The sequence below is a fragment of the Mycobacterium sp. 852013-50091_SCH5140682 genome (assembly GCF_001665685.1).
In the GTDB taxonomy this organism is placed as follows: domain Bacteria; phylum Actinomycetota; class Actinomycetes; order Mycobacteriales; family Mycobacteriaceae; genus Mycobacterium.
This window is the reverse complement of sequence record NZ_LZTB01000126.1, coordinates 1-13,223: the sequence shown is the minus strand read 5'-3', so window position 1 is coordinate 13,223 and position 13,223 is coordinate 1. Positions and strand designations below refer to the sequence as shown.

Below are 13,223 nucleotides of genomic sequence, written 5' to 3'. Positions count from 1 at the left end.
CGCGCTGTCCGACACCTCAGCGGCGGTCACCGGTCACGTCGACGCCTGACCGCCAGGCGCATACCTTCTCGATCAGGCCGCGCTGGTGACCCGGTACACGTCGTAGACGCCCTCGACGTTGCGCACCACGCTCAGCAGATGACCCAGGTGCTTCGGATCGCCCATCTCGAACGTGAACCGGCTGATGGCCACCCGGTCGTTGGAGGTGGTGACCGAGGCCGACAGGATGTTGACCTTCTCGTCGGCCAACACCCGGGTGACATCGGAGAGCAGGCGGTGCCGGTCGAGTGCCTCCACCTGGATCGCCACCAGGAAGACCGACGACGGTGACGGCGCCCACTGCACATCGATGATGCGCTCCGACTGTTCTTGCAGCGACGCCGCATTCGTGCAGTCGGTGCGGTGCACGCTGACTCCGCCGCCGCGGGTCACGAAACCCATGATGGTGTCACCGGGTACCGGCGTGCAGCATTTGGCGAGCTTGGTCAGCGTGCCGGGAGCACCCGGGACAGCCACACCGGTGTCGTCGGTGGTGCGCTGCCGCACCGGCATATTGGCAGGCGTGGACCGCTCGGCGAGCTCATCCTCGGCCGCGTCGTCACCGCCGAACTGCGCCAGCAGCCGTTGCACGACGTGGCGCGCCGAGACGTGACCCTCACCGACCGCGGTGTAGAGCGCCGACACGTCGGTGTAGCGCAGCTCCCGGGCCAGCGCACCCATGGTCTCGCCGGTCATCAAGCGCTGCAACGGAAGTCCACCACGCCGGACTTCTCGCACAATGGCGTCCTTGCCGGACTCCAGAGCTTCCTCGCGGCGTTCCTTGGCGAACCACTGGCGGATCTTGGCTTTGGCGCGGGGCGACACCACGAAGCTCTGCCAGTCCCGCGAGGGCCCGGCGTTGGGTGCCTTCGAAGTGAAAACCTCGACCACTTCCCCGTTTTCGAGCTTGCGTTCCAGCGCCACCAGCCGGCCGTTGACCCGCGCGCCGATGCAGCGGTGCCCCACCTCCGTGTGCACGGCGTAGGCGAAGTCCACCGGGGTGGACCCGGTCGGCAGGGTGATCACGTCGCCCTTGGGGGTGAACACGAAGAGCTCTTGCGCCGCAAGGTCGTAACGCAGCGACTCCAGGAACTCGCCCGGGTCGGCGGCCTCCCGCTGCCAGTCGAGAAGTTGGCGCATCCAGGCCATGTCGTCGATCTCGGTCGAGGCGTGCGGATGCGGAACCCCGTTGCGGCCCTTGGCTTCCTTGTACCGCCAGTGCGCGGCGATGCCGTACTCGGCGGTGCGGTGCATGTCGCGGGTGCGGATCTGCACCTCCAGCGGCTTGCCCTCCGGCCCGACGACGGTGGTGTGCAGCGACTGGTAGACGCCATAGCGCGGTTGGGCGATGTAGTCCTTGAAGCGCCCCGCCATCGGCTGCCACAGAGAGTGCACCACACCGACCGCGGCATAACAGTCCCGGATCTCGTCACAGAGAATCCGCACCCCGACCAGGTCATGGATGTCGTCGAAGTCACGCCCCTTGACGATCATCTTCTGGTAGATCGACCAGTAGTGCTTGGGCCTGCCCTCGACGACCGCATTGATCTTCATGGCAGAAAGCGCCACGCCGATCTCGGCCCGCACCTTGGCGAGATAGGTGTCCCGCGACGGCGCCCGGTCGGCGACCAGACGCACGATCTCCTCGTACTTCTTGGGGTGCAGAATCGCGAACGACAGGTCTTCCAGTTCCCACTTGACCGTCGCCATACCCAGCCGATGAGCAAGGGGGGCAATGACTTCCAGAGTCTCACGGGCCTTGCGGGCCTGCTTCTCCGGCGGCAGGAAGCGCATGGTGCGCATGTTGTGCAACCGGTCGGCGACCTTGATCACCAGCACCCGCGGATCGCGGGCCATCGCGATGATCATCTTGCGGATGGTCTCGCCCTCGGCCGCCGAGCCGAGCACCACCTTGTCGAGTTTGGTGACCCCGTCGACCAGGTGGCCGACCTCGCTGCCGAACTCGGCGGTCAACGCCTCCAGCGTGTAGCCGGTGTCCTCGACCGTATCGTGCAGCAGCGCGGCGACCAGCGTCGTGGTGTCCATCCCGAGCTCGGCCAGGATGTTGGCCACCGCCAGCGGATGGGTGATGTACGGATCGCCGGACTTGCGCATCTGATCGGCGTGCCGCTTGTCGGCGACGTCGTAGGCGCGCTGCAGCAACTGCAGGTCGGCCTTCGGGTAGATCTCGCGGTGCACCGCCACCAACGGCTCGAGCACCGGGTTCACGGCACTGCGCTGCGCCGTCATCCGTCGAGCCAACCGAGCACGCACACGACGCGACGCGCTGCTCTTGGCGACGTCGGCCGGGGTTGGCGCGGGCAGCGTGGGCGGAGACTGCACGGCTTGACCGGTACCGGGATCGTCGGCCATCGCCGTCACCTCCTACTGTTCATCCCCACCTGTTCATCCAGAGTTCGAGGATATCTCTCAGACCGTGTGCAGGCTGCTAACCGGTAGGGGTGCCACCGCGCCGCGACCACGCAATTCGGTCAACTCCAGCACCACAGCGGCCCCGGTCACCCTGGCCCCGCTCGCCGTCAGGAGTTTGACCGCCGCGCCCAGCGTCCCGCCGGTGGCCAGCACATCGTCGATGATCACAACGTCGCGCCCGGCGATATCAATCCCCTCGGCGGGGATCTCCAGGGTTGCCGTGCCGTATTCCAGCTGGTAGGTCGCGCTGTGCACCGGCGGCGGCAGTTTTCCGCCCTTGCGGACGGCGAGCACACCGATACCCAGGCGCGTCGCGACAGCCGCTCCCAGTAGGAAACCGCGCGCATCCAGGCCGGCGACCAGGTCGGCCCCGGCTGCGCTGGCGGCCAGCGCATCGGTGACCGCGCAGAGCCCGGCGGCGTCGGCGAGCAGCGGCGTCAGGTCCTTGAACTGCACGCCGGGCTCCGGGAAATCGGCGACCTCGCGGGTCATCGATGCCACGAGTCGGGAAATATCGGAGATCTGAGGCCGTTCGTGCTCGCCGGTCACTTCGACAACTTCCAACGGTCCATGTTCCAGCCGGCACCCCAGCGGGTCGGATTGCTGCTCACGGCGTACATCTTGGTCGATGTCAGCACCGTGCGCTGCTGTCGGTACAGCGGCAGCGTCGGCATGTCGCCCCACAGGATCGGCGCGCCCTCCCCGACCAGCCGCGTCAGCTCCTTCGGGTCGGTCGTGACGGCCAGCGCATCGATGATCCCGTCGACGCGCTCGTTGTTGTAGCCCGGCAGGTTGTTGCCGTTACCGCCGTGCAGGGCGTACGCGTCCATCGCCGAGGATCCCGACGAACCGCTGCCCGTCGCCCCGCCGGTGCTGGCCAGCAGCACGTCGAACTGGTTGTTGCGCAACGCCACCGGTCCGGCGGTTTCCGAGCCGGCGTCCTGCACCGTGATGCCGGCCGGTGCGCAGGCTTTGGCGATCGCACCGACCGTGGCGGCCAGCCGGGCATTCGGTGTCTGATACCCGATGCGCACGGTTAGCGGCTGGTTGTGGATCTCGGCGCGAGCGGCGTCCGGGTTGGCGACGGTGAACTGTCCCGCGTCGGCGGCGCCCTCGGCGGTCCCGAACGCGTCGTCGGCGGCCGGACTGAGCCGTGAATTGGCGATGGGCATGACGGCATTGCGGGCGATCACGTCACGCGGCGTGCACAGCGCCAACGCCCGCCGGGCCGGGGTGGCCGCCAACGGGCCTCCCGGCGCGAAGATCAACTGCTCGATGCCCGCTGACGGGGTGTCGTTGCTGACGTAGTCGTCGGGCAGGTTGAGCACACCCGACGACCCGGCCGCGATGTCGACGACGTCGAACGAGCCCTTGTTGACCCGCTCCTGGATGTCGGCGCCCCGCGGCCACACCGTGACCTTGTTCGTGATGGGCTTGGCGCCCCACCACTTGTCGTTGGCCGCCAGCGTCACGACGCCGTCCTGCGACACCGAGTCGAGCCGGTACGGCCCCGAGGACGGGAAGTGCTTGAGGTCCGCATCCGGTTTGAGGTCCCACGTGGTGTTCCACGCCTGGGCGATACGGTCGACCGTGGGTGTGTCTCCGGTCTGCAGTGCGGTGGTGACGCCGCCCTCGACGAGCCCCAGTTCATCGGCGATGACGTGCGACGGCATCAGCGAGGTCGCGGTGAACAGCTGCGCGTAGTCGACGAACGGACGGTCCTGCGCGAACGCCACCCGGGCCTTCTTCTGCCCCGGCGCACAATCCACCGTCGAGATGTCGCGGTAGCCGGCCTGGCTGGCCGCGTCGAAGCCCGCGAACCGGCCCGACTGCGCCGCCCAGGCAAGCACCAGATCGTCACAGGTGATCGGCTTGCCGTCCGAGTACACGGCCTTGTCGTCGATGACGTAGTCGAGCACCAGCGGAGCGCGGCCCACCACCGACACCGACCCGAAGTCGTGATCGGCGACGACCTGGCCGTCAGGTCCGTGGTAGGAGAAACCGGTCAGCGTGCGCGCGAAGGCCTGTGGCCCCGCCGACGCCGCACCGGCGACGGTGTTCGTGTTGTAGGTGGGCAGGGTGCCGTCGACCGCATAGTCGATGGCGTCGGCCGAGCTCCCCCCACAGGCCGACACCCCGACAGCGGCCAGCAGTGTCACCACCGCCGCCCCTGCGAGTCGCGCTCCTCGCGTCCGCAGTGCCTGCCACTGGGCCATCCGGACTACCGCCGGGTGTTCCGCTTGCCCGACGGGCGACCCGTTCTCGCCGTCGGTCGCGACGGCCGCGCTCCGGGCGCGGGTTTGGCGGGAGCCGTCGAGGTCACGGCCGCCGACACGGTCTCCTCCGAATCGTCGGCGTCGGCCGCGTCGTCAGCCGTGTTGTCCTCGGCGGCGGCCTTGGTGGCCGACTTCTTGTCGCTCTTCGTGGCGCTCTTCGCAGCGGCGGGGTTGCGGCGGTTGAGCACCTTCTTGGTGTGCCGCTGCACCAGCTCGGTGCGCTCGCGTAGCGACACCAGCAGCGGCGTGGCGAAGAAGATGGACGAGTAGGTACCGACGATCACGCCGACCAGCTGAACCAACGCCAGGTCCATCAGGGTGCCGACGCCGAGCAGCCACACCGCGATCACGATCAGCGCCACGATCGGCAGCACCGAGATCAAGCTCGTGTTGATCGAGCGCATGAACGTCTGGTTCACCGCGAGGTTGGCCTGCTCGGCGAACGTGCGCCGCGTGGTGTGTTCGAAGCCGTGGGTGTTCTCCTCGACCTTGTCGAACACGATCACGGTGTCGTAGAGCGAGAAGCCCATGATCGTGAGCAGGCCGATGACGGTCGCCGGGGTCACCTCGAACCCGACCACCGAGTACACGCCCGCGGTGACCAACAGGTCGAAGACCAGCGACGCCAGAGCCGACAGCGCCATGTACTTCTCGTAGCGCCAGGTGATGTAGATGGTCGCCAGGACCAGGAACACGATCAGCGCGATGATCGCCTTCTGGGTGATCTGGCCGCCCCAGGTCTCCGAGACCGCCGAGTCGCTGATGACCTGCTTGCTGGGCTTGCCGTCGCTGCCCTTCGGGTGGAAGGCATCGAACAGCGCGGTGCGCAGCTTTTCGGTGTCTTGGTTGGTCAGCGTCTCGGACCGGATCTGGACCGTGGCCGAAGACCCGCTGCCCACCACGACCACCGATTCAGGATTGCGGCCAAGGGTCCTGTTGAAGACGTTCTCCACCTGCTGGGTGCTGATGGTGCCGGATTCACCGGCCGACGGCATCGAGACCTTGGTTCCACCCTCGAAGTCGATACCGAAGGTGAACCCGCGCACCACGATGCTGACGATCGCGATGGCGACGATGACGCCACTGATCAGGTACCAGAACTTGCGCCGGCCGACGACCTCGAAGGCGCCGGTACCCGTGTAGAGCCGGACGAAGAATCCGTGCTTGGGCAGCGCCGCCGAGGACGCCTCGATGGTGGGCGCTTCGACGGCCGTCGTGGTGTCGTCGTCGGTATCGGTTGAGTGCTTGGCAGCCATGTCTCTATCCCCGTCCCGCTGTTGCGTGCGCGGCTTCTCGGCGTTCCCGGGCGATCTGCTGCACCGCACCGAGACCGTTGAGCGCCGGTTTGGCCATCGTCGGCGACTTCGACGCCAGGTACACCAGCGGCCAGGTCACCAGGAACACCACGACGAGGTCCAGCAGCGTGGTCAACCCGAGGGTGAACGCGAATCCCTTCACCTGCCCGATGGCCAGGACGTAGAGCACCAGCGCAGCCAGGAACGTCACCGCGTTGCCGGAAACGATCGTCTTTCTGGCCCTTGCCCAACCGCGGGGAACCGCTGACCGGAACGAACGGCCTTCTCGGATCTCATCTTTTATTCGTTCGAAGAACACCACGAACGAGTCGGCGGTGGTGCCGATACCGATGATCAAACCGGCGATGCCCGCCAGGTCGAGCGTGTATCCGATGTATCTGCCGAGCAGGACCAGGATCGCGAAAACCATTGCGCCCGAAGCGACCAGCGACAGCGCCACCAGAAGCCCCAGCACTCGGTAGTACAGCAGCGAATACAACAGCACGGCCGCCAGGCCGATCGCACCGGCGATCAGACCGGCCCGCAGTGAAGACAGACCCAGTGTCGCCGAAACGGTTTCGGCCTCAGACGATTCGAACGACAGCGGAAGCGAGCCGTACTTCAGCACGTTGGCCAGCTCGCGCGCGGAATCAGCGGTGAACTTGCCGGTGATCTGGGTGCGGCCGCCCGGGATGGCCTCGCGGATCTCCGGGGCGCTGACCACTCGGGAGTCCAGGGTGAAGGCCGTCTGGGTGCCGACGTTGGCAGCGGTGAAATCGGCCCACGTCTTGGCACCGCCGCTCTTGAATTCCACGTCGACGACGTACTGGCCCTGCTGTTGATCCAGGCCCGAGGTGGCGTTCTGGATCTCCTCGCCGCTCATGATCGACTTGTTGAGCAGGTAGACGGTAGATCCGTCGGTCGAGCAGGTGACCAGCGGCAAGTTCGGATCGTCGTTGCCCGCGAGCACGTCGTCCTCACCGCAGCGGGTGGCCTGGAACTGCAACGCCAGGATCTGCACCGACTGATTGGTGCTCTGCCGCAACTGCTTCTCATCGGCGATGCGCTGCGCGAGGTCGGCCTTCGCGTCGCCGGGTGCAGGTGCCGGAGCGGGCGCCGGGGCCGGCGGTGCCGGCGCCGGAGCAGGTGCGGGTTCTCCGGGCGTGGGCGCCGGATCCCGCGGGTACGGCCGCGGCTGGGGTGCCTGCTGGTCGCCTGCACCGGGCACAGCGGGTGCCTCGGCGGGCGGTTGGCCGGGCTGCCCGGCAGGGGCCCCACCTGGCGGCGCCTCACCGGGAAGCGCTCCCGGCGCGCCCGGGGCCCCGGGTACCGGTGGCGCACCAGGCGCCCCGGCCTGCGGCTGGGCCTGCTTGGGCTGCGCAGGCATCGCGTGGATGACCGGCCGAATGTACAGCCGGGCCGTCTGGCCCAGGTTGCGCGCCTCGTTGCCGTCGTTACCAGGCACCGTGATCACCAGGTTGTTGCCGTCGATCACCACCTCGGACCCGGACACGCCGAGACCGTTGACGCGCGCACCGATGATCTGCTGAGCCTGGATCAAGGCCTCACGGGTGGGTGCCGAACCGTCCGGTGTGCGGGCGGTCAGCGTGACGCGCGTCCCGCCCTGCAGGTCGATGCCGAGTTTGGTCTTGGCCTGCTTGTCACCGGTGAGGAACACCAGCAGGTACACGCCGATGAGCAGAACCAGGAAGAGCGTCAGGTAGCGGGCAGGGTGCACCGGCGCCGAAGACGATGCCACGTTTCTAGGGTCTCCTTGAGATCAGTCCGTCAGCACCGCAAAGGGTACGTGCTGGTCCTGGGTGGGCGGCTGTCAGTCTTTCTTGAATCCGTCGTTGTCGGTGACGGCGGTGCTCTCGGTCAGCTCGGTGGCCGCCGACGACACCTCGGGCTTCGCGACGTCATCGTCGGCGTCGTCGGCGTCGCTCTCGATGCGGTCACGCACGGCCAGCTTCATCCAGGTCGTGATGACGCCGGGGGCGATCTCCAGGTGGATGTTGTCGTCGGTGATTCCGGTGATCGTGCCCTGCAGGCCCGACGTGGTGTGGATCCGGTCGCCGATCTGCAGCGAGTTGTGCAGGTCGATGGTCTTCTGCATCGCCTTCTTCTGACGCCGCGACGCAAAGAACATGAACGCGCCCATGATGATGAGCAGGGGAAGGAAGATGGCTACATCCATGACAGCACTGTCTTTCGTATCGAATCGTGTGATCTTCGGCTCCGGACCGGCAGGTCACGGCACCTCATAGGGGACCAGTCTGCCATTGCGGCCATCCGCCGACGCGGCCCCCGTCGCCCGACGCGCGCTTAGCGGGGCTAAGTTCCGGCTCGCACGGGTCCGGTCGCAGGGCCGCCCGCACTGGCCAAAACCGATTGTCGGGCAGACCCGGGCGACTAGGCTCGGACTCGCTCTAATCCGTCCGCGCCGCCACCGTCGTTCGCAGGAGTCAGTGTTGAGCCATCCCGAGCAGAGCCGTCATCTCGCCACCACCATCCCGGGGCCCAAGTCGCAGGCCCTGATCGACCGGAAAGCTGCCGCGGTGAGCCGTGGGGTGGGCACTACGATGCCCGTCTACGCGACCCGGGCCGGCGGCGGCATCGTCGAGGACGTCGACGGCAACCGGCTCATCGACCTGGGCTCCGGCATCGCCGTCACCACCATCGGCAATGCGTCGCCGCTGGTGGTCGACGCTGTCGCTGCCCAGGCGGCGAATTTCACCCACACGTGTTTCATGGTGACCCCCTACGAGGGCTACGTCGCCGTGTGCGAACAGCTCAACCGGTTGACGCCGGTCGCGGGCGACAAGCGCTCTGCGCTCTTCAACTCCGGCTCGGAAGCCGTCGAGAACGCCGTGAAGATCGCGCGGTCCTACACCCACAAACAGGCCGTCGTGGCGTTCGACCACGCCTATCACGGACGCACCAATCTCACGATGGCGCTGACCGCCAAGGTCATGCCCTACAAGCACGGCTTCGGGCCGTTCGCCCCCGAGATCTACCGCGCGCCGCTGTCCTATCCGTTCCGCGACGCCGAGTTCGGCAAGGAGATGGCCACCGACGGCGAGCTGGCCGCCAAGCGGGCCATCGATGTGATCGACAAGCAGATCGGCGCCAACAATCTGGCGGCAGTGCTGATCGAACCGATCCAGGGTGAGGGCGGATTCATCGTTCCCGCCGACGGGTTCCTACCCGCACTTCTTGCTTGGTGCCGGGCCAACGACGTGGTGTTCATCGCCGACGAGGTGCAGACGGGCTTCGCCCGCACCGGTGCGATGTTCGCCTGCGAACACGAAGGCATCGATCCCGACCTGATCGTCACGGCGAAGGGCATCGCCGACGGCATGCCGTTGTCTGCGGTGACGGGCCGCGCCGAGATCATGGACGCCCCGCACGTATCGGGCCTGGGCGGCACCTACGGCGGCAACCCGGTGGCGTGTGCGGCCGCGCTGGCCACCATCGAGACGATCGAGGCCCAAGGCATGGTGGCCCGGGCTCGGCAGATCGAAGCGCTCATGAAAGACCGGCTGGGCCGGTGGCAGGCCGAGGACGACCGCATCGGCGATGTCCGGGGCCGCGGCGCCATGATCGCCATGGAACTGGTCAAGGCCGGCACCACCGAACCCGATGCCGACCTGACCAAGGCGCTCTGTGCGGGGGCGCACGCTGCCGGAGTGATCGTCCTGTCCTGCGGCACCTACGGCAACGTGCTGCGCTTCCTGCCCCCGCTGACGATCAGCGACGAACTGCTCGTCGAAGCTCTCGACGTACTCGAGCTGATCCTGCGCGACCTCTAGTGCGCGTGGGTGTGGCGCCTGCCGAACATGCCGCCCCACCCCCGGTGCTCACGGGTTTCCCGTTGCTCATGCGCGACGGATGTGTCGGTCGCGGGCACTTCGGCAGCCGGTGCTGCAGCGGCGACCGGTTCGGCCATGACGGGCCGCCGGGCATACGCCACGTCACGCACGCTGCGTAGCGACAGCCGGCCGAGTGCCACCGCGCCCAGGAACACGATCACCGCGCCCAGACCGGAGAAGTAGGCCAGCTCCAGCACGACACGCTTGGCGTCGGTGACCGCCACCGGAGCTCCGGCGTCGCCGATGGCCAACACACCGGTCAGCGACCGGCCGATGACAAACCAGGCCCCTGCTATGACGGCAAGCCAACCGCCGAGCATCGCCGTCGCGCGGTTACCCGACGTCAGCAGCAGCAGCCCACCGAGGGCCGTCACGGCGCCCGGCAACACTTCGAGCCAGCCTCTGGCCGTCGTCCACATCCAGCCCTGATCGGGTGTGAACGCGAAGTCGATGTACGGGCCGACGAACGGAATCAGCGCTCCCCAGGCTCCCAGTAGAACCAGCAGTAGACCACTGGCGGCGCCTCGACTACGCGGCATGCGCATCCGGCCTCCGCGGGTATCGAATTCGGTCATGATGCCTCCTTTGACGAAGCAGGGGGTACCCATCCAGCACCGGGCTGTAACGCCGTTTGGATGACGCTGCTCTCATGCGAGGTCGCAGCCGAGACGCGGGAAGCTCGACCGAAGCATTCCGGCAAATAACGTGACCCCGCTCACAGCGGTTCGGAGTTTCCGCGGCTCGCAGATGGACTTCGCGCACTCACAGCAAATTGACAGGCCCTGAGCTGGCCGTCCGGAAATAAGTTTAGTTCCACTAACGTAGTAGTTGGCGAGCGCAACGGCGCGCCGATTTTGATACGTAGCTATTTTGCAAAGAGGGATGCTGATGACGATTGATACCCGTGAGGAGCGGCTGGAGCGCCGCATCGCTGACTTGGTCAGCACTGATCCGCAGTTCGCCGCCGCAGCGCCGAGCGAGACCGTGAGCGCGGCCGCCGACGCCGAGGGCCTGCAACTGCCGCAGATCGTCCAGACCGTCTTGCAGGGCTACGCCGACCGCCCCGCGATCGGCGAGCGCGCCGTCGAGTTCGTCACCGACCCGCAGACCGGCAGGACCAGCGCACAGCTTCTCCCCCGCTTCGACACCATCACCTACGGCGAGGTGTGGGAACGGGTACGGGCATTGGCCAGCGCACTGCACGCCGCCGGTGTCGCAGTCGGGGACCGGGTGAGCATTCTCGGCTTCGCCAGTGCCGACTACACCGTCGTCGACACCGCGCTGGGCCAGCTCGGCGCCGTCTCGGTGCCGCTACAGACCAGCTCGTCCGCATCGGCCATCGCGCCGATCGTGGTGGAGACCGAACCCCGCGTGATCGCCGCGAGTGTCGACTACCTCGACGACGCCGTCGAGCTCGCCCTCACCGCCTATGCGCCGTCCAAGCTCGTGGTGTTCGACCACCACGCCGAGGTCGACGACCACCGTGACGCCGTCGCCAGAGCCACCGCCAAGCTCGCCGAAGCGGGCACCCCGATCGTTGTCGAGACGCTCGCCGACCTCATCGCGCAGGGCACGAACCTGCCGCAGGCACCGGCACCCGAGACCTCCGACGAAGACCCGCTGGCCCTGCTCATCTACACCTCGGGCAGCACCGGCGCGCCCAAAGGCGCGATCTACCTGCAGAGCGCGGTCGCCAAGTTCTGGCGCCGCAACTCCAAGGCCTGGTTCAGCCCGACCGCTGCATCGATCAACCTGTGCTTCATGCCGATGAGCCACGTGATGGGCCGCGGCATCCTGTACGCGTCGCTGGCCTCCGGCGGCACCGCCTACTTCGCCGCCCGCAGCGACCTGTCGACACTTCTGGAAGATCTGGCGCTGGTCCGACCCACCGAGCTGAACTTCGTGCCGCGCGTCTGGGAGATGATCTTCAGCGAGTTCCAGAGCCGGGTGGATCACCGGCTCGATGGCGCCGCCGACCGTGCCGCCGTCGAGGCCGAGGTGATGGCCGACATGCGCGAGAATCTGCTTGGCGGACGCTTCATTTCGGCCATGACCGGCTCGGCTCCGATCTCCGCCGAACTGAAGTCCTGGCTGGGAGACTTCCTGCAGCTCCATCTGCTTGAGGGCTACGGGTCCACCGAGGCGGGCATGGTGCTGTTCGACGGCGTGGTGCAGCGTCAGGCCGTCATCGACTACAAGCTGGTGGACGTCCCGGACCTGGGCTACTTCAGCACCGATCAGCCGCATCCGCGCGGCGAGCTGCTGGTGAAGACCGAGAACCTGTTCCCCGGCTACTACAAGCGTCCCGAGGTCACCGCGAGCGTGTTCGACGAGGACGGCTTCTACCGGACCGGCGACATCGTCGCCGAGATCGGTCCTGATCAGCTGACCTACGTCGACCGGCGCAACAACGTGCTCAAGTTGGCGCAGGGCGAGTTCGTCACAGTCGCCAAGCTCGAGGCGGTGTTCGGCAACAGCCCTCTGGTGCAGCAGATCTACATCTACGGCAACAGCGCCCGGCCCTACCTGCTGGCCGTTGTGGTGCCGACACCTGAGGCCCAGACGCGCTACCAGCCCTCCGAGCTCAAGACCGCGATCGCCGAATCGCTGCAGGAGGTGGCCAAGGTCGCCGATCTGCAGTCATACGAGATCCCGCGCGACTTCCTGGTGGAGACAACGCCTTTCACGCTGGAGAACGGTCTGCTGACCGGTATCCGCAAGCTCGCGTGGCCGAAACTGAAGGCCCACTACGGTGATCGGCTTGAGCAGCTCTACACCGACCTGGCCGACAGCCAGGCCAACGAACTGCGCGAGTTGCGCCAGAACGGAGCCCAGGCCCCGGCTCTGGAGACGGTCAGCCGTGCGGCAGGCGCCCTGCTCGGCGCGTCGTCGGCGGATCTGCAACCCGATGCCCACTTCACCGACCTCGGTGGAGATTCGTTGTCGGCGTTGACCTTCGGCAATCTGCTGCGCGAGATCTTCGAGGTCGACGTGCCTGTGGGCGTGATCGTCAGCCCGGCCAACGACCTGGCGGCCATCGCCGCCTACATCGAGGCCGAGCGCTCCCCCGGCGCCAAGCGTCCGACGTTCGCTTCGGTGCACGGTCGGCATGCCGCCGAGATCAGCGCTGCCGACCTGACGCTCGACAAGTTCATCGATGCCGAAACTCTCGCTGCCGCACCGTCATTGCCCAAGGCAGGTGCCGAGGTTCGCACGGTGTTGCTGACCGGTGCCACCGGCTTCCTGGGCCGCTACCTGGCCCTGGAATGGCTCGAACGCATGGACCTGGTCGACGGCAAGGTCATCGC

9 protein-coding genes are annotated in these 13,223 nt (G+C 67.2%); 2 read left to right on the top strand and 7 right to left on the bottom strand.

Features of this window, described 5'->3' with window-relative positions:
* Window positions 1-72: 72 nt before the first annotated feature.
* From A5784_RS32960 to yajC, 6 genes are all read right to left on the bottom strand, one after another.
* A complete protein-coding gene (locus A5784_RS32960) occupies window positions 73-2,412 on the bottom strand; it encodes a RelA/SpoT family protein (RefSeq protein ID WP_064949170.1) in 2,340 nt (779 codons plus the stop codon).
* Window positions 2,413-2,469: 57 nt separating this feature from the next.
* On the bottom strand, window positions 2,470-3,036 hold the full coding sequence (locus A5784_RS32955; protein ID WP_502687560.1) for an adenine phosphoribosyltransferase: 567 nt from the start codon (window positions 3,034-3,036) through the stop codon (window positions 2,470-2,472).
* On the bottom strand, window positions 3,018-4,688 hold the full coding sequence (locus A5784_RS32950) for an ABC transporter substrate-binding protein (RefSeq protein ID WP_064949071.1): 1,671 nt from the start codon (window positions 4,686-4,688) through the stop codon (window positions 3,018-3,020). Before A5784_RS32950 ends, A5784_RS32955 begins: the two co-directional genes overlap by 19 nt.
* Window positions 4,689-4,693: 5 nt before the next feature.
* Complete coding sequence (gene secF, locus A5784_RS32945) at window positions 4,694-6,004, bottom strand: protein translocase subunit SecF (RefSeq protein WP_064949070.1); 1,311 nt, start codon at window positions 6,002-6,004, stop codon at window positions 4,694-4,696.
* Window positions 6,005-6,008: 4 nt separating this feature from the next.
* Window positions 6,009-7,802 carry a protein translocase subunit SecD gene (gene secD, locus A5784_RS32940; RefSeq protein WP_064949069.1) on the bottom strand — a complete coding sequence of 598 codons (1,794 nt, stop codon included), beginning with the start codon at window positions 7,800-7,802 and terminating at the stop codon, window positions 6,009-6,011.
* A 72-nt stretch (window positions 7,803-7,874) separates the two neighbouring features.
* Window positions 7,875-8,240 carry a preprotein translocase subunit YajC gene (gene yajC / locus A5784_RS32935; RefSeq protein WP_064949068.1) on the bottom strand — a complete coding sequence of 122 codons (366 nt, stop codon included), beginning with the start codon at window positions 8,238-8,240 and terminating at the stop codon, window positions 7,875-7,877.
* Between the two features lie 274 nt (window positions 8,241-8,514).
* Between yajC and gabT the strand changes: the two genes are divergently transcribed.
* Complete coding sequence (gene gabT, locus A5784_RS32930; RefSeq protein ID WP_064949168.1) at window positions 8,515-9,855, top strand: 4-aminobutyrate--2-oxoglutarate transaminase; 1,341 nt, start codon at window positions 8,515-8,517, stop codon at window positions 9,853-9,855.
* Here the strand turns inward: gabT and A5784_RS32925 are convergent.
* Window positions 9,852-10,490, bottom strand: coding sequence for a hypothetical protein (locus A5784_RS32925; RefSeq protein WP_064949067.1), 639 nt, complete (start codon window positions 10,488-10,490; stop codon window positions 9,852-9,854). The two genes, gabT and A5784_RS32925, sit on opposite strands and share 4 nt — an antisense overlap.
* Window positions 10,491-10,803: 313 nt before the next feature.
* On the opposite strand from A5784_RS32925, the gene car reads away from it, so the two are divergent.
* A partial coding sequence (gene car, locus A5784_RS32920; protein WP_064949167.1) for a carboxylic acid reductase occupies window positions 10,804-13,223 on the top strand: 2,420 nt, incomplete at its 3' end.